17 protein-coding genes and 1 pseudogene are annotated in these 24,909 nt (G+C 71.9%); 8 read left to right on the top strand and 10 right to left on the bottom strand.

Going from position 1 to position 24,909, the window contains the following annotated elements:
- Window positions 1-80: 80 nt before the first annotated feature.
- The 5 genes from ACIQOU_RS09085 to ACIQOU_RS09065 all read left to right on the top strand — a co-directional run bounded on the left by ACIQOU_RS09085 (window position 81) and on the right by ACIQOU_RS09065 (window position 3,655).
- On the top strand, window positions 81-611 hold the full coding sequence (locus tag ACIQOU_RS09085; RefSeq protein ID WP_401535403.1) for a hypothetical protein: 531 nt from the start codon (window positions 81-83) through the stop codon (window positions 609-611).
- A 272-nt stretch (window positions 612-883) separates the two neighbouring features.
- The gene (locus tag ACIQOU_RS09080) at window positions 884-1,090 is read left to right on the top strand and encodes a cold-shock protein (protein WP_401535402.1); all 207 of its coding nucleotides are present in this window, start codon (window positions 884-886) and stop codon (window positions 1,088-1,090) included.
- Window positions 1,091-1,271: 181 nt separating this feature from the next.
- Window positions 1,272-2,843 (top strand): DEAD/DEAH box helicase, encoded by a 1,572-nt coding sequence (locus ACIQOU_RS09075; protein WP_401535400.1) that lies wholly within the window; start codon window positions 1,272-1,274, stop codon window positions 2,841-2,843.
- 181 nt (window positions 2,844-3,024) lie between these two features.
- Window positions 3,025-3,231: a hypothetical protein gene (locus tag ACIQOU_RS09070; RefSeq protein WP_401535814.1), complete on the top strand. Its 207-nt coding sequence runs from the start codon at window positions 3,025-3,027 to the stop codon at window positions 3,229-3,231.
- A 94-nt stretch (window positions 3,232-3,325) separates the two neighbouring features.
- Entirely contained in the window at window positions 3,326-3,655 is a 330-nt protein-coding gene (locus ACIQOU_RS09065; RefSeq protein ID WP_401535398.1) for an SCO5918 family protein, read from the top strand.
- A gap of 10 nt (window positions 3,656-3,665) precedes the next feature.
- Here ACIQOU_RS09065 and ACIQOU_RS09060 read toward each other — a convergent pair whose 3' ends face one another.
- Window positions 3,666-4,586 carry an LLM class flavin-dependent oxidoreductase gene (locus ACIQOU_RS09060; RefSeq protein WP_401535396.1) on the bottom strand — a complete coding sequence of 307 codons (921 nt, stop codon included), beginning with the start codon at window positions 4,584-4,586 and terminating at the stop codon, window positions 3,666-3,668.
- Window positions 4,587-4,849: 263 nt separating this feature from the next.
- Between ACIQOU_RS09060 and ACIQOU_RS09055 the strand changes: the two genes are divergently transcribed.
- Entirely contained in the window at window positions 4,850-5,434 is a 585-nt protein-coding gene (locus tag ACIQOU_RS09055; protein WP_401535395.1) for a TetR/AcrR family transcriptional regulator, read from the top strand.
- Window positions 5,435-5,584: 150 nt separating this feature from the next.
- Here ACIQOU_RS09055 and ACIQOU_RS09050 read toward each other — a convergent pair.
- Both ACIQOU_RS09050 and ACIQOU_RS09045 read right to left on the bottom strand, forming a co-directional pair.
- Window positions 5,585-5,805: pseudogene (locus ACIQOU_RS09050) on the bottom strand (sensor histidine kinase); the annotation flags it as partial.
- A 518-nt stretch (window positions 5,806-6,323) separates the two neighbouring features.
- Window positions 6,324-9,449, bottom strand: a complete 3,126-nt coding sequence (locus ACIQOU_RS09045; RefSeq protein WP_401535393.1) for a tetratricopeptide repeat protein — start codon at window positions 9,447-9,449, stop codon at window positions 6,324-6,326.
- Window positions 9,450-9,689: 240 nt separating this feature from the next.
- On the opposite strand from ACIQOU_RS09045, the gene ACIQOU_RS09040 reads away from it, so the two are divergent.
- Window positions 9,690-12,164, top strand: a complete 2,475-nt coding sequence (locus ACIQOU_RS09040) for a tetratricopeptide repeat protein (RefSeq protein ID WP_401535391.1) — start codon at window positions 9,690-9,692, stop codon at window positions 12,162-12,164.
- Window positions 12,165-12,464: 300 nt separating this feature from the next.
- On the opposite strand, the gene ACIQOU_RS09035 is transcribed toward ACIQOU_RS09040, so the two are convergent.
- The 7 genes from ACIQOU_RS09035 to ACIQOU_RS09005 form a co-directional block, all read right to left on the bottom strand.
- Window positions 12,465-12,926 carry a hypothetical protein gene (locus ACIQOU_RS09035; protein WP_401535390.1) on the bottom strand — a complete coding sequence of 154 codons (462 nt, stop codon included), beginning with the start codon at window positions 12,924-12,926 and terminating at the stop codon, window positions 12,465-12,467.
- A 170-nt stretch (window positions 12,927-13,096) separates the two neighbouring features.
- Window positions 13,097-14,341, bottom strand: coding sequence for a hypothetical protein (locus ACIQOU_RS09030; protein ID WP_401535388.1), 1,245 nt, complete (start codon window positions 14,339-14,341; stop codon window positions 13,097-13,099).
- Window positions 14,342-14,663: 322 nt separating this feature from the next.
- Window positions 14,664-16,289 carry a CocE/NonD family hydrolase gene (locus ACIQOU_RS09025; RefSeq protein ID WP_401535387.1) on the bottom strand — a complete coding sequence of 542 codons (1,626 nt, stop codon included), beginning with the start codon at window positions 16,287-16,289 and terminating at the stop codon, window positions 14,664-14,666.
- Window positions 16,286-16,843 carry a TetR/AcrR family transcriptional regulator gene (locus ACIQOU_RS09020; protein ID WP_401535385.1) on the bottom strand — a complete coding sequence of 186 codons (558 nt, stop codon included), beginning with the start codon at window positions 16,841-16,843 and terminating at the stop codon, window positions 16,286-16,288. Before ACIQOU_RS09020 ends, ACIQOU_RS09025 begins: the two co-directional genes overlap by 4 nt.
- 125 nt (window positions 16,844-16,968) lie before the next feature.
- Window positions 16,969-17,574, bottom strand: coding sequence for a GtrA family protein (locus tag ACIQOU_RS09015; protein ID WP_401535383.1), 606 nt, complete (start codon window positions 17,572-17,574; stop codon window positions 16,969-16,971).
- A 148-nt stretch (window positions 17,575-17,722) separates the two neighbouring features.
- On the bottom strand, window positions 17,723-18,604 hold the full coding sequence (locus ACIQOU_RS09010; RefSeq protein WP_401535381.1) for a hypothetical protein: 882 nt from the start codon (window positions 18,602-18,604) through the stop codon (window positions 17,723-17,725).
- A gap of 144 nt (window positions 18,605-18,748) precedes the next feature.
- On the bottom strand, window positions 18,749-21,940 hold the full coding sequence (locus ACIQOU_RS09005; RefSeq protein ID WP_401535379.1) for an AAA family ATPase: 3,192 nt from the start codon (window positions 21,938-21,940) through the stop codon (window positions 18,749-18,751).
- A 73-nt stretch (window positions 21,941-22,013) separates the two neighbouring features.
- Between ACIQOU_RS09005 and ACIQOU_RS09000 the strand changes: the two genes are divergently transcribed.
- Window positions 22,014-24,686: a hypothetical protein gene (locus ACIQOU_RS09000; RefSeq protein ID WP_401535377.1), complete on the top strand. Its 2,673-nt coding sequence runs from the start codon at window positions 22,014-22,016 to the stop codon at window positions 24,684-24,686.
- Window positions 24,687-24,909 lie beyond the last annotated feature (223 nt).

Below are 24,909 nucleotides of genomic sequence, written 5' to 3'. Positions count from 1 at the left end.
TGACCTTATTTACCGCGTCGGCTCCACCTGTCACCATTCCGATTCCGGGGATGTGCGTTCCGCGGTCGGGGGAGGATCGAATGACTGAGGCGTTCTTGCGCAGGTTGTCCCGCTGGCAGGCCGAGCAGCAACGGGACGCCGTCGCGGACGTCCACGTGACGGCGTACCAGGGCGTGGCCGGCGACGAGTTCCGTGACCGGCGCGGCTTCCTGGACCGTTTCGAACGACATGTGCAGGTCACCGGCTTCGACATGGTCGTCGCCGACGCGGGCGGCCTGGTCGGCGTCTGCTACGGCTACCGGCTGGACCGCACCGGCGACTGGTGGCAGGGACTCACCGGCGGGCTGCCCGCCGACATCGAGGAGCTGACCGCGTCCGGGCGGGTGTTCCAGCTGGCCGAGCTGATGGTGCGGCCCGCCAGGCGGCGGCTCGGCATCGCGACCCGGATGGGCGCGCTGCTGCTGGCCCGCCTTGAGACCGACCTCGTCGTCGCGGACGTCGAGCGGGGCGGGGTGGCGGGGGAGACCCTGCACGCCTGGGGCTGGTCGAAACTGGGCGAGCGCGACGCCGCCTCCGGCCGGGAGGTGTGGGTGCGCAGACCCGTGCGGTGACCGGGATCGACGGGGGCGGGCGGGCCCCTGCGGTGACCGGCTCAGGCACTCGGTGCCGGGCCCGTGACGTGGGTGAAGGTACGGCGAACATTCCCCTACGGGTCGGGCCGCTGATCTTTTTCACCCGCCGCCCGCCAGCGCAGCGTGCTAGTGTCGAAGACAGGTTGCAGTTGTGGTTGCCAAAAGGTTCTTTTTTCCGACGGGCTGATCATCGCGGCGACACGGAGTGCACACAGGGTGCTCTCCCACCGCTCCTCGAAAGGGAAAAAGACATGGCACAGGGCACTGTGAAGTGGTTCAACGCTGAAAAGGGCTTCGGCTTCATCGAGCAGGACGGCGGCGGCCCGGACGTCTTCGCCCACTACTCGAACATCTCCGCCACGGGCTTCCGTGAGCTTCAGGAGGGCCAGAAGGTCTCGTTCGACATCGGTCAGGGCCAGAAGGGCCCGACCGCTGAGAACATCGTTCCCCAGAACTGATCTCAGCTCTGACGCTTTCTTCGCAGCTGGGGCCCGCACCTAGGGGTGCGGGCCCCAGCTCGCTGAATTTCCGGGGCTTTTTTCCGCCCCCATCGAACTTGGCCCGTTCTCGCGATTCTCTGCGCCGTTCAATTTGCTGCGGAAATTCCTTGATACGCGCCAGCATCAAGGAAGGTTCCTCATGAACCGCGCACGTAGCCCGCGCACGTCCACGTCCACGTCCCGGCACCCCGAGCGCCGTGGCGGCGGCGGTGGCGGCTTCTCCGCCAACCGTCCCGGTGCCCCGCGCCGCTCCTCCCGCAACGGCAACGGCGGTGGCGGCTCCCGCCCGGCCGCGTTGCAGGGCGAGTTCGCGGTCCCCAAGACGATCACTCCGGCGCTCCCCGCCGTCGAGGCGTTCGCCGATCTGGAACTGCCCGCTCCGCTGCTCGCCGCGCTCGGCACGCAGGGCGTGACCGTGCCGTTCCCCATCCAGGCGGCCACCCTCCCGAACTCCATCGCCGGTCGTGACGTCCTCGGACGCGGCCGCACCGGATCGGGCAAGACCCTCGCGTTCGGCCTGGCCACGCTGGCCCGCATGACCGGCCGTCGCGCCGAGCCGGGACAGCCGTTGGCCCTCGTCCTGGTGCCCACCCGTGAGCTGGCGCAGCAGGTCAACGACGCCCTCACCCCCTACGCCCGCGCCGTGCGGCTGCGCCTCGCCACCGTCGTCGGCGGCATGTCGATCGGCCGGCAGACCAGCGCGCTGCGGGCCGGCGTCGAGATCGTCGTCGCGACCCCCGGCCGCCTCAAGGACCTCGTCGACCGGGGCGACTGCCGCCTCGGCGGCGTCGAGATCACCGTCCTCGACGAGGCCGACCAGATGACCGACATGGGCTTCATGCCCCAGGTCACCGCGCTGCTCGACCAGGTCAAGCCCGGCGGGCAGCGGATGCTGTTCTCGGCGACCCTGGACCGCAACGTCGACCTGCTGGTCCGGCGCTACCTGACCGACCCGGTCGTGCACTCCGTCGACCCGACGGCCGGCGCCGTCACCACGATGGACCACCACGTGCTGCACGTCCACGACACGGACAAGTTCCGCACGACGACCGAGATCGCCGCCCGCGACGGCCGCGTGATCATGTTCCTGGACACCAAGCACGCGGTGGACAAGCTGACGAAGCACCTGCTCAGCAGCGGTGTCCGCGCCGCCGCCCTGCACGGTGGCCGCTCCCAGCCGCAGCGCACCCGGACCCTCGCGCAGTTCAAGGACGGCCACGTCACCGTCCTGGTCGCCACCAACGTCGCCGCCCGCGGCATCCACGTCGACAACCTCGACCTGGTCGTCAACGTTGACCCGCCGAGCGACCACAAGGACTACCTGCACCGCGGTGGCCGTACCGCCCGCGCCGGGGAGTCCGGCAGCGTCGTCACCCTGGTCACCCCGGGGCAGCGCCGCGCGGTCGGCCGGCTCATGGACGCGGCCGGCATCAAGCCGACGATCACCCCGGTGCGCTCCGGAGAGGCCGAGCTGAGCCGCATCACCGGTGCCCAGGCGCCGTCCGGCATCCCGGTCGTCATCGCCGCGCCGGCCTCCGAGCAGCGTCCGCGCCGCTCCGGCTCGTCGGGCTCGTCCCGTGGACGCCGTGGCGGTCGCGGTGGCGCCGGTGGCCAGGGTGGCCGTGGCGGCGCGCAGGGCCAGGGCGGTCAGGGCGGCGGGCAGGGCGGACAGGGCAGGACGTCCGCGCCGAGGCAGCGTCGCGCCGCATGACGCGACGGCGCCGGGTCCACCCCGGCGCCGCAGGACGAACGGGCAGGTCACCGGGGTACCGGGGGCCTGCCCGGCACCGTCACCACGCCATCGTTCCCCCATCCCGCAGGAGGCAGCCGTGACACCGTTCCGGATACGTCGACACCCGGCCGCCGACACCGAACTGCGGGTGCGCGACGACATGACCGTCGAGGTCGCGCTCTCCGTGATGGCCGGGGCCCAGGTGGAGCACCTGCTCCTGTGCGACGGCGACGACGAGCGCACCGGATCGGTCAGCCGGGCCGAACTCGCCGTCCACCGTGGCAGTTCCGGTTACACCGACAGGGTCCGGCTGCGGGATGTGCTGGGCGGGCCGTTCCGGCCGCCTGTCGCCGCCGCCGCCGGCTGACCCGGGTGCCCGTCGAGCCGTTTCCACCGCCCCGTTCCGCCCGTTCCGTTTCCCGCTGGGGTTCCGTCCCTTCTCCTCTCCCCTGTGAGGCGTCATGCGCTGTGTCATCGCCCGGTACCCGTTCGAACTGACCAAGGAAGGCGTGCTCGCCGCGATGGCGGGCGTCAGCCCCGAGCCGGTCACCGGCCTCTCCGTGACCATCGGCCGCCGCCGCTACCCGGTCATGCAGGTCGGCGAGATCCTCACCCGCCAGGACCGCCGCGACTTCAACGGCGGTGAGGTCACCCGCGCCATGGAGCGCCTCGGCTTCACCTGCCACGCCCGCCCCGAGCCGACCCCCGCGCCGCCGGCGCCCTCGGCCCTGGGCTTCCCCAACCCGCTCCACCCCTCCGACCAGCACGAAGCCGTGATCTGGGACTCCTGACCCGCGCCGGTCAGCGGGTGGCGGGCACCGACCCGGTGACGAGTTCGTCCGCCACCCAGCGGGCGACGTGCGCGGGATACGGCGTCGGCAGCCCGAGGATGACGTGCGTGAAACCGGCGGCCGTCGCCTGCGCGATCGCCTCGCGGGTCGCCGCCGGGTCGTCGTACGCGACCGACAGATGGATCGAACGGACGATCGACGCGGGGTCGCGCCCGATCTCCCCGCAGTAACGGTCCAGCAGGGCGCTGCGGGCGATGACGTCGTCGATGTCGCCGCCGGGGATGTTCCAGAGGTCGGCGTGCTCGGCCACCACCCGCAGGGTCGCCTTGGCCCGGCCGCCGATCAGCACCGGCGGACGCGGCCGCTGCACCGGCTTGGGGTTCCCGAACGCGCCCCTGAGCTGGACATAGGTGCCGTCGACATCGAACGGTTCCGGTTCCGTCCACAGCCGCTTGATCACCGTGCAGGACTCGGCGAGACTGCCGACGGCGTGCGCGGTGTCGTGGAACGGCAGCCCGTGCGCCGTGTACTCGCGGCGCGCGCCGGTGGTGCTGGGGCGCGAGCCGACGCCGATCCCGAAGTCGAGCCGGCCGCCGGAGACGACGTCGACCGTCGCGGCGATCTTCGCCAGCACCGCGGGCGGCCGGAACCTGTTGCTGGTCACCAGCACGCCGAGCCGCAGCCGCCGGGTGCGCGCGGCCAGCGCCGACAGCAGCGTCCAGCCCTCGAACGCGGGTCCGTCGGGGTCGCCCCCGATCGGCATGAGGTGATCGAACAGCCACGCGTGCTCGATCTCGGGAATCCCGTCCGCCTCCTCCCACACCCGCAGGATGTCGTCGTAGCCGACGTTCATGGGCGCGGTCATGATCCCGAAACGGACGGGTGAAGTGGGGTTGGGGGAAAGGGAGTTGGGACTGATGGAGTTCGACATGAGGGGTTCCTTTCCGTGCGGGGCGCCGGTGAGGGGCGGGGGCGCTGGGGTGGCGTCCGTGGTGCACCGGTGACGTCTGCGGTGGCGGGGTGATCTCCGGGTCGCCGTCAGGGTCGCCGTCCGGGTCGGGGGTGGGGGATGTCAGGGGGCCGGTTGTCGGCGGGTTCGGGGTTCTGGCATCATCTACAAGTGGGACGGTGTCCCGTTTAACGATACGGAACGGCGTCCCGGTTAGCAAGCGGAAGCGTAAGGAGCGCGGAACGATGAGCGACGGCGATCAGAGCCCGGGGCGTCAGGGCCGACCCCGGCGGGCCGACGCCCGGCGCAACGAGGGTGCCCTTCTCGACGCCGCGGCCAGGGTCTTCGTCGCGTCGGGCGTGGAGGCGCCGGTGCGGGACATCGCGGCCGAGGCGGGCGTCGGAACGGCGACGATCTACCGGCACTTCCCGACCCGGGCCGACCTCATCATCGCCGTCTACCGGCACCAGGTGGAGGCCTGTGCGGAGGCGGGGCCCGCGCTGCTGGCGTCCAGCCCGACTCCCTATGCGGCGCTGGGGAGTTGGATCGACCTGTTCGTCGACTTCCTGGTCACCAAGCACGGCCTCGCCGGTGTCCTGCGGTCGGACAACGCCGGGTTCGAGAACCTGCACGCCTACTTCCTCGACCGGCTGGTGCCGGTCTGCACCCACCTCCTCGACGCCGCGACCGACGCGGGCGAGATCCGCTCAGGACTGACGGCACTGGAGCTGATGCGGGGGGTCGGGAACCTCTGCATCGGCGCGGAGAACAGCGCGGGATACGACGCGCGCAAGCTGGTGGGGGTACTGGTGGCGGGGTTGGGGCGGTAGGGGGGGACTACGGGTTCTCCGGGTACCGCTGGTCCTGCGGTGCGGTGGGTCGGGTGTGGGGTGCTGTCGGGCGGCGCTCGTCCGACGTTCCGGCGGTGGCCGCCACATCGAGGGACTCGGCACGCAGAAGCAGCGCCAGTCCTTCGCGCAGCAGGGATCGTCTTCGGCGATGACGACCCGAAGCCCCGGAGGGGTGCCGTCGTGGGCGGCCACGCGGCGGCGGATGCCGGTCAGACCCCGGGCGTCTCGTCGGCGCCGCCCCGGCCGTCGTCGTCGATGGTCAGGCGCGGTCGGCCGCCCCGGGCGCGGACGGTCACCGTCGAACGGTCGGCGCCGCTGTGTTTGGCGACGTTGGTGAGCGCCTCGGCCACGCCGAGCGGCAGCCCTGTGCTGGAGTGCCGCAGCAGCCAGTGCGGTTCACGCCGGGTGACGGGGTCGACGAGCGCGAGGCGGAGCCGGGTCGGCGGCGGGGGTGCGGAGGGGGCGGGGTGGGCCCTGGGGGTTGCTCGACGGAAGACGCCTCTCCCCGGGGCCCTACCGGCGGCCGGTACCTTAGGGGTACCGGCCGCCGGGGCGTCACGCTATCGTGGACATCTGGGAATTCGTTATCACGGTATAGGCGATACACGTCATCGTCAGTGCCATCAGCGCGACAAATACCTGGTGCTTGACTTTCACTTACTGGCTGCTTTCGTGGGAAAGTCGGTTGCCCGAACGCGCGGAGAATCCATGGAAAGGCATGGCGGTGCCGCATCTCGGATCAGCTGTGAGATGGGTTGCCCTGCGGCTTGCATCCTAGAGAGTCCATGATCACGTGCGGAACCCCACGGGCCCGGAATTCTGGATTTGACCGGACGGTCTGTGTGTCCCGGCTCGCCGTGTCCTGCGCCTAGTCCCCCCGGACGCCGCCCGTCGCGCGGAGTCGGGCCAGTGCGCTGGATGCCCGCTCCGCCTCGGCGGGGGCGCCGATGCGGCGGCTGACGGCGAGGCTCTCCTTGAGGTGGGTCATGGCCTGCGCGACCCGGCCGGTGTCTTCCTCGGCCAAGGCCAGCTCATACAGGGCGTCGACCTCTTCGCCCTGGGCCTGGATGCGTCGGGCGAGCGCGAGCGCGGCCACGTGATGGGGCAGGGCCCCCTCGCTGCGGCCGGCCGCTCGGTGCGCCCGGCCTATGCGGTTCAGGGCGATCGACTCTCCGCGGACATCCTCCACGGCACGCAGGACGGGGAGTACTTCGCCGTAGAGAGAAAGGGCTTCTTCCGTCTTTCCCTGCATGTCAAGAACGCTCGCCAGATTCATGCGCAGTGTGGCGTGGTCGCCTTTTCCGCTCATGCTCGCGGCTAATTGAATAGCCTCTCGGTAATACTTCTCGGCGGCCTTTGGATCACCCGTTTTCCGCAGGGTTTCGCCGAGGTTGTTGAGGGCGCTGTATCTCCCTCTGTCGTCCCCTATCTCCTCGAACGCGACGAGCGCCGAGCGGAGGCAGTCAATTGCTTCCCGGTTCTCGCCCAGGTGGAGGTGGGTTATTCCGAGCAGGTTGCGCACACGGGCGAGGCGGAGGCCGCCCGTCGTTTGCTCCAGTGAACTCAGAGCCTGTTTCTGGAGCGCCTGTGCCGTCGCGTACTGGCCCGTCTGCCACAGCGCGACCGACAGCCGGTGGATGCACTCGACCTCCAGCTCGGTGTCGCGCAGGAGACGGGCGGCTTCCAGGGCCTTCTGAGCTGCCTCGATCGCGTCCTCGAACCGGGCGCTGCGGGTGTGCACGGTGCTGAGGTCCAGCAGGGCCCGGGCCCGCGCCGCGTTGTCGCCGGTGGAGGCCCAGTGGGCCACGGCTCGCCGCAGCAACGGTTCGGCTGCGACCAGGTGCCCTTCCGTGTCGAGGAAACCGGCCAACACATGCACAGACAAAGCCAGTTGATGTTCGTCGCGATGGCGGGTGACCTGGTCGAGCAGGTCCAGGAGATTCGCTTTCTCCGTGAGCAGCCACTGTTCGGCCGTCCGCCGGGTTGTCATTTCTGGCTGTTCTGTCGACGAGAGATCGTCGATGGTCATTCGTGATCGAATCGGGTAGGCCAACCGGTCGGCGTGATCGACTGCCATCAGATAGTGATCAATGAGGCGCTCTATGGCTCGATCGGACTCCTCCGCGGAGTCCGTGAACCCGGCCGCTTCTCCTTCGAGAGATTCGAGAGAAGGAGCGGAATTCGAACTCGTGCCCTTGCCGGTCAATGACCTCGCGTACACCCGGAGAAGATCGTGCATGGCGTACCGGTGCGGTGTGGGCTCGAACACCAGGTGGCGGACCAGGAGTTGTTCCAGGACGTCCTCTGCGCGCTCGGTCGGCAGACCGGCCAGCGCCGCCACCGCCTCCGGACCGAACTCCGCGCCGAAGTGCAGGCCCGCCCGGCGGAAGACCAGGCGCTGCACGGGGTCCAGGGCCCGGTAGGAGAGGGCCAGCACATGGGACATGGAGCGCTCGCCGTCCCGGAGCGCGTTCAACTGGCCTGCGTGCCCGGACAGTTGCTTCAGGAGGTCGGCGGTGGTCCAGGAGGGGTGGGCGAGCAGACGGCTCGCGGCGATCTCGATGGCCAGCGGGAGATGCCCACACATGCGGACGATCTCCTCGACGTCGGTCTGGCGGGTTCCGTGCCGGGTGCCGAGCCGTTGCAGGAACAGGGCGGCCGCGTCGTCGGTCGGCAGGACATCGAGGGAGACCGGCCGCACTCCGGGCAGGCCGGTCAGCCGTCGTCTGCTGGTCACGACCACCGCTGTCGGGGAGGCGCCGGGGAGGAGCTGACGGACCTGGTCCGCGTCGGCGGCGTCGTCGAGGATCACGACCATGCGGCGATCCCGGGTCACCGACCGCCACAGGGCCACCAACTCCGCTGTCTCGTGCGGGACTTCATCGGCCGGCAGGCCGAGCAGGCGCAGCAGTTCGGTGAGCGCCCGGGCCGGGGTCAGCATCGTGCGGTCGGCGGCCTGTCCGCCCAGGTTCAGGAAGAGTCGGCCGTCTGGGAACATGTCCCGCAGCTGATGGACCAGGTGGACGGCGAGGGACGTTTTCCCGACCCCGCTCATGCCGTCGATCGCCTCCACGGTGACCACCGGGGCGGCGCCACCGCCGTCCTCGCACAGGGCGGAGGCCAGGCGCCGTACCTCTTCGCGCCTCCCGACCCAGGGCACGTCGCGTGGCAGGTTGTCCGGCACGCCGGGCGTCGGCGCGGTGGGCGTGCCCTGTCCGGCGCCGGTGTGTCTGAGCAGTGCGGCGGCCGGTGTCCCCGACAGGATGCCCTGATGGACGTGGCGCAGCCGACGCCCGGCGTCGAGGCCGATGTCCCGCACGACGCGCTGCCGGGTCCGCTGGAGCAGTTTCGTCGCGTCGGCCGTGCGGTTGCTGCCGTGCAGGGCGACGGCGAGACGTTCGGCCAGTGCCTCGTCGGACGGGCGCTCGGCGGCCAAGGGCGTCAGTACGGGTACGGCGTCGTCGAACTTGCCTGTGAGCATGAGGAGTTCGGCCCGGGCCACCGCTGCGGCGTGGCTCTTCTCCAGGACGGTGGCCCGCAGATGGTCGGGCCAGGACCCGGTGATGCCGGCCAGTGGTTCGCCGTGCCAGAACTCGGCGGCCCGGTCCAGCAGCCGCAGCGCCTCCGCCGTGTCGCCGCTGTCCTTGAGGGAACGGGCCTGGTCGACGCAGTGGGTGTAGCAGCGCAGGTCGACACGGTCCGGATCAACGTCCAGGACGTAGGCGTTCGTTCGGCTGCGGAGCGTCGGCGCGTCGGCCTCGGCGATCCGCAGGGCGCCGCGCACCCGGGACACGTGGACGTGCAGGGCCTCGCGTGCCTTGGCCGGCGGCTTCTCGTCCCAGACCCGGTGGACGAGGGTGTCCATGCTGACGGTGCGGCCCGCCTCCCAGGCCAGCACGGCAAGGACGATCCGGGTTTTGGCCGATCCGAGATCGTTGCTGCGGTCGGCTGCTCGTACCTCGACCGATCCTGAAAGCCGAATCGCGAACTCCACCAGCGTCCTCCCGCCGGTAGGACCTTGTTCTGGCCGGGTATTGAGCGTGGCATGGACACGGCGCGCTCGCTATATCAGCATCAAGTAAGGCCAAAATTGACCGATGACGAAGCCTCTCCTGTCACTCCTGACAAGGAATGACGAACAAATGTTCTTTTGGAGGCTCTGTCGACCGGATTGATCTTCGGATGTGGTCTTCGGATGTGGTCTTCGGAATGTTCTGTCGAAGGGAGTCGCCCCTTGCCGAGTCCCCTCCCGCGAGACCTGGAGTCCCTGCTGTCGGCGGCGATCGCGCGCCTTGTGCCCCCCGACTCCCCGGGCTGGCAGGAACTGGCCCGAGTCGTTGACATCGCGGCCCGCGCCGACCCTTCCCTGGCGCGCCGGTGGCCCCCGGCGCCGATGGACTCACCCCGGGACGGGCACGAACTGCTCGGTTTGGCAGCGGAGTTGGCGGGCCTGGCGCTCCGGGATGCTGACACCGGGCAGGCCGTGGCCGACTGGGCACGGCGGCACGCGCCACCCGAGGCCGCTGGGCCCGCGCCATCAAGTCTGGTGACTCAGAACGTCGTTGGGGGCGGCTCCGTCATCCAGGGGCCGAGCGTTCAGGCACGTGACATCCACGGCGGCGTGCACTTCCACCTTCCGGCCGCGCCGACTGAATCCCGCCGCCCGGCACCGTGCCAACTGCCCCCGGTCACACCCCGGTTCGTCGGCCGCGAGGGCGACCTGCGCGCTCTGGACGCGCTGCGCGGTGAACGTCCGCCGCACGCGGCCCAGTTGCTGGTGGTCAGCGGACTGGCCGGGATCGGCAAGACCTCATTCGTGTGCCGTTGGCTCCAGGAGCACGCGGCCGAGTTCCCCGACGGTCAGCTCTACGCCGACCTCGGAGGCCACGCCGCCGACGGGGAGGCGGGGCCTGTCCCGCCCGGCACGGTCCTGGAGGGCTTCCTGATCGCACTCGGCGCCCCGGCCGTGCCCGAGAGCACCGCACAACGGAGCGCGCTGTGGCGGTCGTTGACGTCCCGGCTGCGTCTGGCCGTGCTGCTGGACAACGCGTTCTCGGCCGCCCAGACCCGTCCGCTCCTGCTCGGCTCCCCGACCGGCGTCACCCTGGTGACCAGCAGGAACCGGCTGACCGGGCTCCGGGTGGAGGGCGCGTCGGTGCACTGCCTGGAGGGCCTCGCGCCCGAACCGGCCGCCGCGCTGCTGGCCCTCGGCGGCGGTACGCGGATCGCGAGGGAACCCGCGGCCACGGACCAAGTCGTGCGGCTCTGCGGGCGGTTGCCGCTCGCGCTGTGCCTGGCCTCGGCCCAACTGGCGGCCCGTCCACACCGATCCGTGGCCGACCTGGCGCATTCCCTGTCCCAGGGGCGGGCGCCGCTCGATACCCTGCGCGTCGACGGGGAGGCGGTCATGCGGACGGCACTGGACACTTCGTACGCGCTGCTGCCCCGGGAGGCCGCCGCGCTCTACCGGCGGCTGGGGCTGCTGCCCACGGACCGCTACGACCTGCACCTGGTCACCGCCCTCGCGCGGCCGCCGGAAGGGGCGCCCGAGGCGGCGGTGGTCGACGTGGAGGTGGCCGACGTGGCGGTGGTGGTCGACGTGGCGGTGGACGCGCTCGTGGAGGCGCACCTTCTGGAGGAGACGGGCCCGGGAACCTTCCGTTTCCATGACCTGGTCCGGCCGCACGCCGAGCGGGTCGGGAAGAACGAGGAGACACCGGCGGACCAGGAACGTGCGCTGCGGAGCTTCGTCGACTGGTGCCTCGCCGGAGCTGCCGGCGCCGAGCGCATCCTCACCCCCAGCCATCGCCCGCCCGAACCGGGGGCACCCGAACTCGCCGTGTCGGTAAGGCCGTTCGACGGTCCCGAAGCCGCGCTCGGCTGGCTGGACAGCCATCGCGGTGGTCTGATGGGGGCGCTCAGAGAGTGCTCCCGAGCCGGTTGGGACACGCGCTGCTGGTATCTGGCGGACCGGATATGGCCACTTTTCCTGCGGTTCAGGCCCTCGGCCCTGTGGATCGAGGCGCATCGGCTCGGCCTCGACGCGGCGCGCAGGGCGGGTTCGCGGGCGGGCGAGGGCCGCATGCTCACGTCGGGGGCGATCGGTCTGCGCGACGCCGGCCGGTACACCGAGTCCGCCGACTGGTACCGGCAGGCACGGGAGTTGGCCGTCGGTGACGGTGATGTGCGCCAGCAGGCGCAGGCCGTCAACGGGCTCGGCCATCTCTGCCTGCTCACCGGCGAACTCGCCCTGGCCCGCGCGCACTTCGAACACGCGCTCCGGCTGAGGGAGTCGATCGGCTACCGACGCGGAGCCGCGCTGAGCCGGCGCCGCCTCGGTGAAACGGCGCTTGCCGAGGGCGACTTGGAGGCAGCGTCCCGGTATCTACGCAGAGCCCACGCCGACTTGACCGCGTTGGAGGAGACGTACGAGGCAGCCCGGGTGCTGGCACTGCTCGGCCATGTCCGGGACCGGGCCGGGGACCACACGGGAGGCATGGCCGACCTGGAGGAGTCGCTCGGGCGGTTCCGCTCGGGCAGCGCCCGGTCGCAGCACTGGGAAGCCCGCTGCCTGGAATGGCTCGGCCAGGCCGCCGAGACGCAGGGGCAGCGGGCGCAGGCGGTGCGGTACAACGAGGCTGCCCTGGAACTCTTCCGGCAACTGAACCCCGCGGACGCGGAGCGGGTGGCGGCCCGGCTACGGCAGTGAGGCACGCCGCAGCCGGCCCGTTGGCCGGAGTTGGCCGCCCCGGGGCTTGTCACCCCGGGGCGGCCAACCCCGGTCTGTCACCTAGGGGTTGTCACCCTGGGGGCTGCCACTCAGGGTCTGCCACCCAGGGGCGTCACCTAGGGTCCGTCACCCCAGGGTTGCTCCCCAGGGCTCGTCACCTAGGGGCCGGGGCCTCGGGGGTGCTCCCTAGGGCCGGGGTCCCGGGGCTGCCCCCAGGGGCCGTGACTCAGGTTCGTTGCCCCGGGCCCCGGTTTGTCCTTGGACCGGGAGCCGGGTTCGTCACGCGTGCCGGGTGACGGTGACGGAGAGGGAACCGTCGAGTGAGCCCCCGGCTGTCACCCACGCGTGGACGAAGGATGCGATGGCGCCCGGGGGTGCCGGGGTCCCGGACCCGTCCGGCCCGGGCCGGACGCGGCGGACGGTGCCGTCGGCGCCGCGTACCCCGACCAGACACCCCGTGTCCCGGCCGGGCACGGCGACGACGAGACACCCCGGGTACCGGTCGAGCAGCTCGGCCACCCGGCGCCGGGCCTCCGGTGGCGACAGCGCCGTACGGCTCACCAGGACGTCGGCGCACTCCGCCACCTCCGGACCGGGCCGGACGACATCAGGCTCCACCCGTAGGTGGACGTCGCACAGACACCGGCCGGGCGGATACGGGCAGACCCGGGGGTACCCGTAGGGGTCGGACAGCAGCACCGGCGCGGGCCCGGCCGGACGCCCGGGCTCCGCCCGGCCCACCGCGGACCCGTCAGGGTTGCTCCGCCGGACCAGTGCGGAACCGTTCGTCGTGCGCGACCCCCGCCGCGACCTCCACCTGAGTACCGTGACGCCGGGGGTACGCCGGACGGGTGAGGGCAGCGGTCCCCCCAGGCAGACCGCCACCCGCACCGCCGCGAGCGGCCGGCTCCTCATCGCACCGCTCCCGCGTCGGCGGCGGCCTCCCACCGGGTGAGCGACGGCGGAACGGGCGGCGGCGCGACGTAGGCGGGACGGGCGGGTTCGCCGAGCCCGAGCAGCCGGTAGACGATCGCCCGCATCCGGCGGTGGAACTGGCCGGGCGCCGACGACAGCGAGGCCGCCACCTCCGCGTACTGGCCGGGACGACGGGAGCGCGCCGCGTACTCCAGTTGTTCCGCCAGCGGATGCACGGGAGAGAGCACCGGTGCGACGGCGGACAGCAGCGCCGCCGGTGAACAGGGCGACATCTCCCGCCCGTTCACGGAGGTGAGCAGCATCGTGGCCTCCGTCAGCGTCCCGTACGCCGTCAACGACCCGTGGTCACCGATGATCCAGTCGGCCGCGATCAACAGCGCCTGCCAGTCCGCCTCCGGCGGCACCAGGACGATGCCGCGCCCCCGGCAGCCGGCCAGCCAGCCGCGCACCTGCCAACTGCCGTGCCCCGCGAAGACGTTGGGGTGGACCAGCAGGGCGATCCGGTGGTCCGCGCCGGGGAACCGCCCCAGCAGTTGGGGCACCAGCGAATCGAGCCGTTCGAAGGTGGAGGCCCGGCCCCACGTGGAGGTGATCACCACCAGCCGCTGTCCCGCCTCGATCCCCAACGCCCTGCGGTAGTGCTTCCGCCGTGCCATGCCCGCCGTGATCCGGTCGACGCAGGGATCACCCACCACGTGGGCCACCGACAGCGCCTCGGGGCAGGACTGCGCCAGCTGTACGACGTCACGTTCGTGCGCGTACGCCACCGCCGCCGGGACCAGCCGATCCCCGTGCAGGAGATGCTGACGGCTGAGCATCCCGGGCGGGCGCCGCTCTCCCGGCTTCAGGGACGAGACATCGGTGAGCGGTTTGATGTGCCCCGCGCCGTGCGAGATGCGTACGACCGGAGCCCGCAGTTGGTGCACGCCCCGCGAACCGGCCGCCACCGCGAGGTCGAACTCCGTGTTCAGGGCCTCCTCCCACGGCACCACGCCGATGCCGAGGCCCGCCAGATACTCCGTCGTCCCGTTGCCGAAGGCGTGCGGAGCGACCGTGAACACCACCTGAATCCGCAGGTCGGCCTCCAGCAGGCCGAAGACCTCCCGCAGCCGCTGGGCGAACGTCACCGTGTGCACGACCACCAGCACCGTTTTGCAGCCCCGTACGGTCAGCCAGTGGCCCTGCTCGATCAGCGCCGGTTTCGTCGTTCCTACTGACATGCGATCCCCCATCGCTCGTCGTCGCTCGAAGCGTCGATGGGGAGATGCCCGAGACCCTCACCGCTTTCCTTGCAGGGTCCTTGCAACACCCTTGGCTGGGAGGGGAGGCCTGGTTCCGGGGCGATCCGGCCGACGGTCACCGGTGTGACGAGTGTGTCAGAGATGACGCCAGGACAGGTAAGTCTCCACCTCTGTCGGGTTGTTCGTCGTCAGGGCGAGGTAGGAACGTCGCCGCGCAGGACGGCGCCGAGTCTCCGGCCCCTCGCCACGACCCGCATCTCGCCGTAGGGGCGGGGCGGCGTGAACGGCCCTTCCGCGTCGGTCAGTTGGCCTGCCGGATCGGCAAGGTCAGGGTTGATGGGTGGGTTGGGGTGTGGTGGATTTGTTGGGTTGCGGGGTGGAGGGTTTGGGCTGTGGCTCGGGGGGTTCCGGTGCCGGGGTTGCGGTTGTAGCGGGGGAAGGCGCCGCTGGAGATCTGGACGCGGATGCGGTGGCCGCGTTTGAAGAGGTGGGCCGTGGGCCAGAGTTGGACCGTCGCGCACGTGGTCGTGTCGGCGTCGGTGAGGCCGGCCAGGCCGTCGCAGACGTTGGTGGAACGGCCCTCCTCGTCGACGTCGCAGAGGCGGACGAACACATCGGCGTACGGCAGGCTGGAGCGGAACCAGATCTCCGCCGAGACCTCGCCGATCACCTCGGTGTCCTTGTCCAGTACGGGAGTTGTGTAGGTGACGACGTCCGGGCGGGCCTCCAACGCCGTGTTGTCCACGCGGCCCGATCTCACGCCGACCGCCATCCGGACGCCGCCGACGGCCGGGGTGGGGTCGGCCGGGTCGTAACGGTAGGTGTCCGGGGCCGACTCCACCGGGGCGTCGGGCGAGAGGGCGCCGTTCGGCTGGAGGTGGAAGCGCCGGGGGGTGTAGCCGGGCGGCGGCCAGGTCGGGAAGTCGCGCCACTTCTCCGCGCCCATCACGAACAGCCGGACCGGCGCCCGGTCGGCCGGCTTCTCGCCCCGGGCCAGCGCCAGCCCGAAGTCGAGCGCCTCGGCCGCCGTGACCTGCCCCGCGCCCATGGAGATGTGCGCCCACGGCCCGATGGTGACCCGGGCCGTCCGGCCGGCCTCCTGTAGCGCGCGGAAGTCGCGGAGTTGGCCCGGCAGGAAGATGTCGAACCAGCCGCCGACCGAGCTGACCGGCACCGTGATGTCGGGGACCCGCCGGGAGTGGTCGATGACTTGCCAGAACGGTGAATCGGCTTCGTGGGCAAGGACGTTCTGGAAGTAGTCCGAACGGCGGCCGGTCGCCGCGAGGTCGGCCTCGCTGAGGGGGAGGGTGTACCAGGCGCGGCGTTCCTTGCGTATCCGGCCCAGTTGGCGCAGCAGCGCGAACGGCCGTTCCTGGTCGGCGACTTGGAGTCCCCAGCTGAGCGTCGCCTCCAGCGAGAACGCGTCACCGCGCAGGAACCCGAGCGTGAACGCCGATTCCGACACGGCCGGGATCACCGCCTTGACCTGCGGTGGAACGGCGTCGGCGACCGCCCACTGGGCGAAGCCGAGGTAGCTGCCGCCGGTCAGCACGACGGATTCACCGCACCAGGGTTGTGCCACCAGCCAGTTGAGGGTGTCGATGCCGTCCTCGCGTTCGCAGCGCAGCGGGTCGAAGGCGCCGCCGGAGCCGAACGTGCCCCGGGTGCTCTGGATCAGCACCTGGAAACCCCGCTCGGCCAGCGGCCGCACCAACTGCGCCGCGATCATGCCCGCCCTGCCGTACGGGATGCGCAGCAGAGCGGTGGGCAGACCGTCGCCGCCGGAGCGCGGTGACCAGCGGTCGGCGAGCAGGACGGTGCCGTCGCGCAGGGGGACGCGCAGATCCCGTTCGATGGTCAAGTCCCTGGTCAGGGGCGGGGGAAGGCGCAGCATGCGCTGGCTGAGGCGGCTGCTGAGACTGGTCACGTGGGACCTCCGGCGGGGGGTGTGCGGTGGGCGCCGGTGAGCACCGGCGCGAGGCGGAGCAGGCGTCCGGCCAGCTCCTCGGGGTCGAGCGGATCGACGCCGTCGACCAGCCAGGCGTTGACGACGGCGCCGGTGCCGCCCGCGACGAACGCCGCGCAATCCACGGCGAGTTGGCCGTCCAGGTCGCCGAACAGCCGCCGTACAGCGGTGTGGTTGACGCTGCTGAAGACGCCGTTGAGCGTGGTCGTCATGGCGTAGGCGCAGGAACCGGTGAGCATCGCGCGGTAGAAGGCGCTGTGGGTCGCGAAGTGCCGTGCCAGCGCCAGGCTTCCGGCGAAGCTGTCGGTGGATTCCGTTGCCCCGTCGATGAGTTCGCGCCGGACCAGATCGGCGGCCGCCTCGACGAGCAGCGCGTCCCGGTCCCCGAACTGGAGGTAGACCACCTGTCGGCTGACGTCCGCCGCCTCCGCGAGGTCCGTGATCGGGATCGCGGTCGTCCCCCGCTCGGCCACCAGCCGCACGGCGGCCGTCATCAACGCCGCCCGCGACCGCACCGCCCGACGGTCCTGACTACGGGAGGGGGCGGGAGGGAGGTCACCGGTTGACGGGGACGCCGGTGGGGGCGTGGCTGAGGGCTCCATGCCCCGAAGATATACAGGTGTTAATAAATGGGCAAGTGTTAAATAGTGGCGACCAGGGATCTCAGGGGCGTCGGGGTCAGGGCCAGGGGCAGGCTCAGGGGCGGTGTCGGGGTCGATGTCAGGGTCGATCTCAGGGTCGATGTCGGGGTCGGGGTCAGGGTCGGCTTTGGGGGGTGGTCGTGGTTCGGGGTGAACACCAGTAGGCGCAGGATGAGGAAGCGTCCGGCGCCGGTCAGGGCGGACGCTCCGAGGTACACGAGCTGCTCGGTGAGCAGGGTGGGCGATGCCTGTATCGCGTGCAGGATCAGCACCGCTGCGGACGTCACCGCGTACGCGGCCGTCGCCGACCCGGCCGACTGCCAGTGCTGCCGCCACCCGGCCCGCCGCCCGGTCCCGAAGGTGAATCGGGCGTGCAGTTCGGTGCAGAGAAGCGTGGAAACGACGGTGATCAGCGCGTTCGCCACCACCCACGGCATCGCCTGGGCGACCAGCGGCACGGCCGCGCTCGACAGCACCCCGATCCCGCCCCCGCACAGCACGAACCTCGCGAACGAGGCGAACGCCCCCGGCGACGGCCGACCCGGCGGCGCGGTCCGGGCGGCCTGCGTCGCCGTCTTCGACGGTGACGAGAGCAGCGACTGCATGGGGCCTCCCGGAGCCGGACAGGGGTAGATCCGATTGCTTGACTTACTCAAGTATATGCAAGTACTTGAGTTACGCAAGTTATTTCGGACATGCGAAGAGCGCCGGACCCTGGGGGAGGAGGTCCGGCGCCGTCTGCGGGGGTGGGGCTCAGGGCAGCTTGATCTGGTCCGTGCCGTGGCCGATGTGCGCGGTGACGAGGCCGTCGCCTGACACCTCGGCGAACTCGGCGGTGTGGTACTGGAAGACCTGCCCGGCGTTCGGGCCGCGCCGCAGTTCGACCGTCCAGCGCAGCTCGTGGAAGAAGCACCACTCCTCGACGTGCCGGGCGATGACGTCGATCGAGCGGACCGTGTACTCGGAGTAGAAGTCCTTGAGGCGGCCGCGCAGGTCTTCTCTGCTGTGCAGCTCGGGCAGGGTGCCGGAGTGCGACACATAGTCCCGCACGCCCCCCTGGATCTCCGGGTGGGCCATCGCGGCGATCGCGTCGATGTCCCCCGTGCGGTAGTAGCCGAGCAGCGTCCCGTGCAGCTTGGCCACCGCGAACCTGCTGGCCAGCGGCCCGTCCTCGGGCTTTCCCGGCAAGCATTCCTGCTGGGTGCGGCCCCAGAAGAGTTCGCCGGTGATGCCCTCGGAACCCATCGTCGGGAAGATCACGACGAGGGGGCGCTCGTGCTCCTGGCCCGTCTGCTTCAAGCGCCCCTTGCCGATGCCACTGATGAACGTGTACCAGGAGCCGTTCAGCTCCGTGAGAGGGCGCATCGACACCACGGCGGCCACCCGGTGATGGACCCGGTAGGAGTCGGCGATCTCCTGGTAGGTGCTGACGATGCGCTGCGTCGGGAGTTCCCTGCCCTCCTCGATCGTGGGGCTGGCCGTATACGCGTAGGGCCCGCTGGGCGCCAGCGTCGCCAGGATCTCGTCGACGACATCGCCGTACTCGGCCCGGATGTGTTTCCACGCGGTCACCGACGACCGGAGTTGCAGATCCGACGTGGCGAGCAGGTCCGCGACCTTGGAACGGTCCTTCACGGGGTTCCTTTCCTGGGGCGGCGAGCCCGCTGGTGGGGGGAGGGAAGGGGCGAGGAGGCGGTGGGGGACGCCTCCTCGCCGTTCCCATCCTGCGGGTGGGATCGACGCGCCCGGCGACGCCGGCCGCCTTCCGGGGGGAATCCCTCACGAACCGACCGAACGGGTCAGGAGCGCGCCAAGTCGGCCCTCCAGCGCGGCCAGTGCCAGGTCGAGGCGGGAACGGCAGCCGGTCTTCGCGAACACCTGGGTGAGGTTGTTCTCGACGGTCTTCTGGCTCACCTGGAGTTCGCGGGCGAGTTGACGGTTCGTCAGGCCTCGGCCGACCAGCACGGTGATGCGCCCTTCGAGGCCGGACAGCGTGACGGGGTCGGCGGGTGCGGGGACGGGAGGCCCGCTCGACTTCGTGAACGGCGCCCGGTGCAGGCCCTCGCCGAGGCTCCGGGCGATCTCGCGGACCTCCCGGTGCCAGGGGCGCGGGTCGTCGGCCAGGAACGCCATGGCCAGGCAGGCGGGCAGCAGTTCGCCCGACGCGCCCTGCTCACGCAGGATGTCCACCGCCAACTGGGCTGTGCTGACGTCCCGTTCGGCCAGGGCACGGATGATCAGGGAGGCCGCGTGCAGCCCCGGTCCGCCGACGCGCTCGTACCAGCGTTCCGCCTCGGTCCGCAGGCGCGGCAGTCCGGCCCGGCTGCCGCTCTCCCCCCACTCGGCGAACGCGAGCCGCACGAGGAACCAGTCCAGTCCCAACGTGCTGGTGGCGTCGGGCAGTTGGGCCGCGCGCTCGCAGTGGGTCCAGCCCAGTTCGCGGCAGCGTTCCCAGGCGCCGGTGCGGTAGGCGAGACCCATCGCCGCCCAGCTGTACAACGTGGGGAACGGACCGTCCTCGCCCGCCAACTCCAGCCATGCGGTCGCGCGTTCGTAATCGCCCAGGGCCGAGTGCACCTCGACGGCGATGAGACGTACGGCCTGGTGGACGGGGGTGCGGGGCAGCCCGGCGAGTTCAAGTGCCCGCGCCTCGGCGGGGATACGGGCCCAGTCCCCCTCCCGATGGGCTCGCAGCACGCGGGCGTGGACGGCCAGGGGGCCGGTGGCGGGGGCGGTGTAGAGCGCGGGGGTGAGGGTTTGGCGGAGGAGGTCGAGGGGGGTGGTGGATGTGGTGGATGTGGGTGGGGGGTCGGTGGGGGTGGCGGTTGTGGTGGATGTGGTGGATGTGGGTGGGGGGTCGGTGGGGGTGGCTTGATCGGTGGGGCTGGTAGGGCCGGTGGGGGCGTTGGGGAGTAGGGAAGCGAAGGCTGTGCGGGTCTTGGTGGGGTCCAGGGGGGCTTGGGATGTGAACCAACTTGCCTCCAGGTCAAGGGCGTTGGAGAAGGGGGACGTTTCTGCAAGGGGGCGGTGCACGGGGGCGGGGATCGGGCGGCCGGTGTGGAGCGCGGCGAGGGTGGCGTAGGCGGCCAGGTCGCCGGGGGCGTCGGGGGCGTCGGGGGCGTCGGCGGGGCTGAGGTGGCCGGGGTGGCCGGGGTCGTCGGGGTAGCTGAGGTCGCCGGGCTCGTTGGTGCCGTCGGGGTGGCTGAGGTGGCCGGTGCCGTCGGTGCCGTCGGTGCCGTCGGGGTGGTCAGGGGCGTCGGTGCTGCCGGGGGCGCCGGTGTGTGGGGTGGGCCCGAACTCTGTTGGCGCCGGGCGGACTTCGTTCCTCGGCGACCTCGTCGCCGCCACCGCCACCGTCTCCGCCAGGCCCTCGTGGTCGCCCACCCGCACCAGCAGCGGTAACAGCGCGGTGAGGATGCGGGCGTGGGCCGGAGCGTCGGGTTCGCAGTGGTGCAGGGCCGCCCGGTACCAGCGGGCTGCCCGGCCGGGGCGGGTGGCGAGCGTGCGGGTGGCCGCCTGTTCCAGGAGCGGGACGACGGTGGGGGTGGGCGGCAGGGCGGGGCCCGCGTGGGCGATGTGGTCGGCGAGGGTGGTCGGGTCCGGTGGGATCGGTGACGTCGGTGGCGTCAACTCGCCCTTGCGTAAGAGGTGTTCGGCGAGGGCGCGGTGGATCTCGGCTGTCTCGTGCCGGACGGTCCTCGCTGCGGCCGGCTCACGCCGGGTGGGCTCGGGTGCGGCCCGTTCGGGTCGGGGCGGCTGGTGTGCGGCCCGTTCGGGTCGGGGCGGCTGGTGTGCGGCCCGTTCGGGTCGGGGGGTCTGGTGGGTGGGTGGCTCGGGTTGGGGGGAGCGGTGTGTGGCCCGTTCGGGTTGGGCCGGCCGGTGGGTGGTCGGCTCCTGGCGGGGTGCGCTGGCCTGGGCCGGGGTGGCTTGAACTGCCGTTCTCTGAGCCGGGGTTGAGAGGAGGGCTGGGATCAACGCGGGGCAGGGGACGGTCAGGATGCCGTGGTCGTCGCAGGTCAGGGCGCCGGCGGCGACCAGGTTGTCCAGGGTGTGGCCGCAGTCGGCGAGGGCGCGGCCGGTGGCCTGCGCGAAGTCCGGGAGGTCGTCCAGGGCGAAGTGGCCGACCGAGGCGGTCAGGGCGAGGAGCTGACCGGCGGGGGCGCCGCACTCCGCCGCCCTGCGCACCAAGGTGTGGTCGGCGGGCAGGGGCGGCACAGCCGTGGGGTCGCTCAGGCACAAGTAGCCCTGGAACGAAGTGAGTTGGCCTTCCTGGCGCCATGACTCGAAGGTGTTCAGAACCGTGCCCGGGTTGCCGGACCAGGAGCCGAGGGCGGTGCGCAGCGCGGGGGCCACCGCCTCGTCCAGCGGGTCGGGAGCGGCCGAGGCCAGCAACTCGTCGATGCGGTGGTCCGGCAGGGGGCCCAGGTCGACCACGCGGTCCGCGATGCCGCGCAGACCGGGCGAGCGGCGCGGGCCGGGTGCCCAGCCCTCCTCGGGGCAGGTCGCCACGACCGTGCAGCCCGCCCGCTGCGCCGCCGCCACCATGAGCGCCGGGTCGGGAGCGGTGTGGACGTCGTCGATCAGGACGGCGCCCGGCGTGGACCCGTTCAACTGCGCCAGAAGTCGGACCAGTTCGGCGAAGAGGACGGAGCGGGCGCGGTGGGAACCGTAGCTCTCCGGGCGGCACAGACGGGTCACCGTGGCGAGCGCGTCCGGTGCCGGGGAATCGGCGGCGTCGCCAACTCCGTTGCGGAAGGCCTTCAGTGTCGCCTTCGTGCCGAAGAGGTCCCAGCGGGGGGCGGTGTCGGAGCAGTGCAGGCGGATGACGCCGGAGGTGCGGGTGCGCCAGGTGCGGTGGACCTCTCGCAGGAGGGTCGTTCTGCCGATGCCGGGGCGGCCGCGGAGCAGAAGCAGCAGGGGGCGGCCGTGGACCTCGTCGACGGCCGACAGCTCGGCCTCCCTGCCGTACACGTCCTGCCCCTTACTCGTGGGTAAGTCATCGCCGGTTAGCATCTGTTCGACCCCGGGTGTTCAGCGAGGACTCATGCACGCAGCGCGGAGCGTTCCGCCCTATGAACGGGTCGCCGCCGGAGCGGTCGCCGCCATGCGCACGGCCGGAACCCCGAACCTCCTCCTCGTCAGCGGGCCCTCCGACTTCGAACTCGGTGCCGTTCTCGATGAATTATCGACCGCCGAGCGCAGGCTCCAGGAGCAGGACGCGCGTCCGGCGCCGGACGTCGTGCGGATGTCCTTCGGCGCCTCGCCGCCGGGGATGTCCGTCGTCGACCGGCTGGTCAGGCTCGCGGGCACCGGGGCGGGGGACCGGCGGCCGGATGTGCTGCTGATGCGGAACCTTCAGCAACTCGCCCCCGATGAACTGCCGTTGCTGGAGGACGTGGTCCGGCGGTGGGGTGCGGCGGGGACGCGCTGTGTGGGGACGGTCACGCTGCCGCTGCCCCGGGAGTCCCGGGACGCGTTCGGCGCCGTTCTCGACGGGTTGCGGCGGGATGGGCTGGTCCGGCAGGTGACGCTGCGGCCGCTGTCGGTGCGGCGGTTCGCCGCCGCCGTCACCGCCGAGATCGAGGCCAAACCCGAACCCACGCTGGTCAGTTGGCTCTGGCGGCTCACCCGGGGATGGCCCGCCACGGCACGCGCGGTGCTCAGGACCGCCCGCGAGCAGGGCCTCATCAGGGTCGTCGGCCGGCACGCGCATCTGGTGAGCGGCAGCACCTGGCAGCGGTCGGTCGCGTTCGAGGACCTCGTGCTGACCGTGCGGGAGCTGGCCGGACCGGCCTGGGGCGTCGCCAAGGCCGTCGCCGTGCTCGGTCAACTCGGGGATTCGGTACCGGAGTTGGCGGCCGAGGCGCTCGGCGTTCCGGAGGGCGAGGTGCGTGAGCTGCTCGCGCATCTGGTGGACGCCGGTCTGGTGCGGCGACGGCGGGCGGACGGCGGGTGGGAGTACCGGCTGCCGTTGGCCTGGGCCGCGGTGTGGTCCGCGCTCGGGCCCTACGAGCGGCGCGACCTCGCCCGGATCGCCGTCACCGCGCTGTGGCAGGGCACCGCGCACTGCGCCGACCGTTCCTACCTGCCCGAGCGGCTCGCCAGCGCGGGGCGCCTGGTGGACCCGGCGCGGGCCAGTGCCGAACTGCTCGCCGCCGTCGAGGAGTCGGGGCGTGACGACGACCGGGCCGGGCGGTGGCTGCTGGCCGCCGCCCGCCTCACGCCCGACCCGGCGCAGCGGCCCCGGCTGCTCCTCGACCACGCCAGGGTCTGCGTGGCGCGGGGCGCGGCCGACGAGGGGCTGGAGTCGCTGCGGGCGGTGCTGCGGGACCATCGCGACGGGCTGCGGCCCCATCAGTTGCTCGACGTCTGCTACTCGTATCTGGCCGCGCTGTACCGGGCCGGTGACCTCGAGGCGCTCCAACGGATCGCCACCGACGGGGTGTTGGACGGTTCCGGCACGGTCGAGCCGTTGGAGCGGGCCGTCGTGCGGGGGTGCGCGCTGCTGTTGCTCGGGCGCTGGCGCGAGGCCCGTGACGTGATCGGGCCGGTGCGGGACGAGGCGCTGCGCGGCGGCGACCGTGCCGGGTGGGACGCGTGGCGGGCCGAATTCCTGCTGGCCGACGCGGAGTTGTGGCTCGGCCTCGGCGACGGCACCGCACGTGATGAGGCCGGGCTCGCGGCCCGGTACCGGGCGGGGGAGGCGACGGACTTCGAGGTGCCCGCGCGGATCGGCGCGCTGCTCACGCTGGGGGAGATCGGCCGTGCCGAGGAACTCCTCGACCAAACCGGTTACCGGGCAGGGCAGTTGGGGACCGCCAGCCGGATGCTCATGGCCTTCCATCGCGGGCGCCCGCGCGAGGCGTTGGACCTCACGCGCCGCAGCGCCGTCACCGGCACGCACACCTGCGACGCCGTCGAGAGCGCGATGTACCACCACGCGGTCGTGCTCCTCGTCAGCGGCGGCCGGCTCAACCGGGCGAGCGAACTCATCGCGCTGGCCCGTGCCCGGCAGCCGAACCTGCCCCATCTGCTCACGTCCGCCGAGGCGTTGTGCGAGTTGGTCTTCGGGGAGGCCGAGCGGGCCGTGTCGCTGCTGCGGGGGGCCGTGCGGCGCGCCGAGGCGGAGGGCGTGGTCGCGGGGACCGAGCTGCTGTGGCTGCGCGTGGCCGACGTCGCGATGTCCCTCGGGCGGCCCGAGGCGCTGGTCCGGTGCCTCGCGAAGGCCGAGTGGGTCGCCCATCGGCTGGGCACCGACCGGGCCGAGATGGCCCGGCTCGTGCTGTACGCGGCCGTGCACGGCGACGCGAGCGCGGGGCAGGAGGCGCTGCGGCTGGCGAGGTGGCGGGAGCAGCCGTTGGAGGAGGGGGCCGTGCTGACCCGGCTGATCCGCCATGGCTTGGGGGACGCGGAGATGCTGCGCGACACGTACGCCCTGCTCGGTGGAGTGGACGCGCTGATGCCGAGGTTCTGGCTGCGGACGCTCATGCGGGCGCGGGGGGTGGCGGTGCCGGGGCGGCAGGCCACCGCCGCCGAGAACGAGCGGTTGCTCGGGGTCCTCGTCTCCGAGGGGCTGACCAATCGGCGGATCGCCCAGATCCTCGGGACCAGCGAGAAGAGCGTCGAGGGCCGCCTGTCGAGACTGTTCGCCCGCACGGGGCACGGGTCCCGGGTGGAACTGGCGACGGCGTTGCTCACGGGACGGTTGCAGTGGTGAGGGGACGCTGGCCGCTGGGGGAGCGTGATCTCTAGGGGGCGTCCCCTGCGGGGTGCCCCCTCCAGATACCCCCAGCCGCTGGGGGTGCGTGATCCCCAGGGGTTGTCCCCTGCGGGAACTCCCCTGGGGGTTGTCCCCTGCGGGAACTCCCCTGGGGGTTGTCCCCTGCGGGAACTCCCCTGGGGGTTGTCCCCTGCGGGAACTCCCCTGGGGGTTGTCCCCT

Source organism: Streptomyces sp. NPDC091279, assembly GCF_044757465.1.
Lineage (GTDB): Bacteria > Actinomycetota > Actinomycetes > Streptomycetales > Streptomycetaceae > Streptomyces.
Note: the sequence above shows the minus strand (reverse complement) of the source record. Positions and strands in the feature narration are given on the sequence as shown.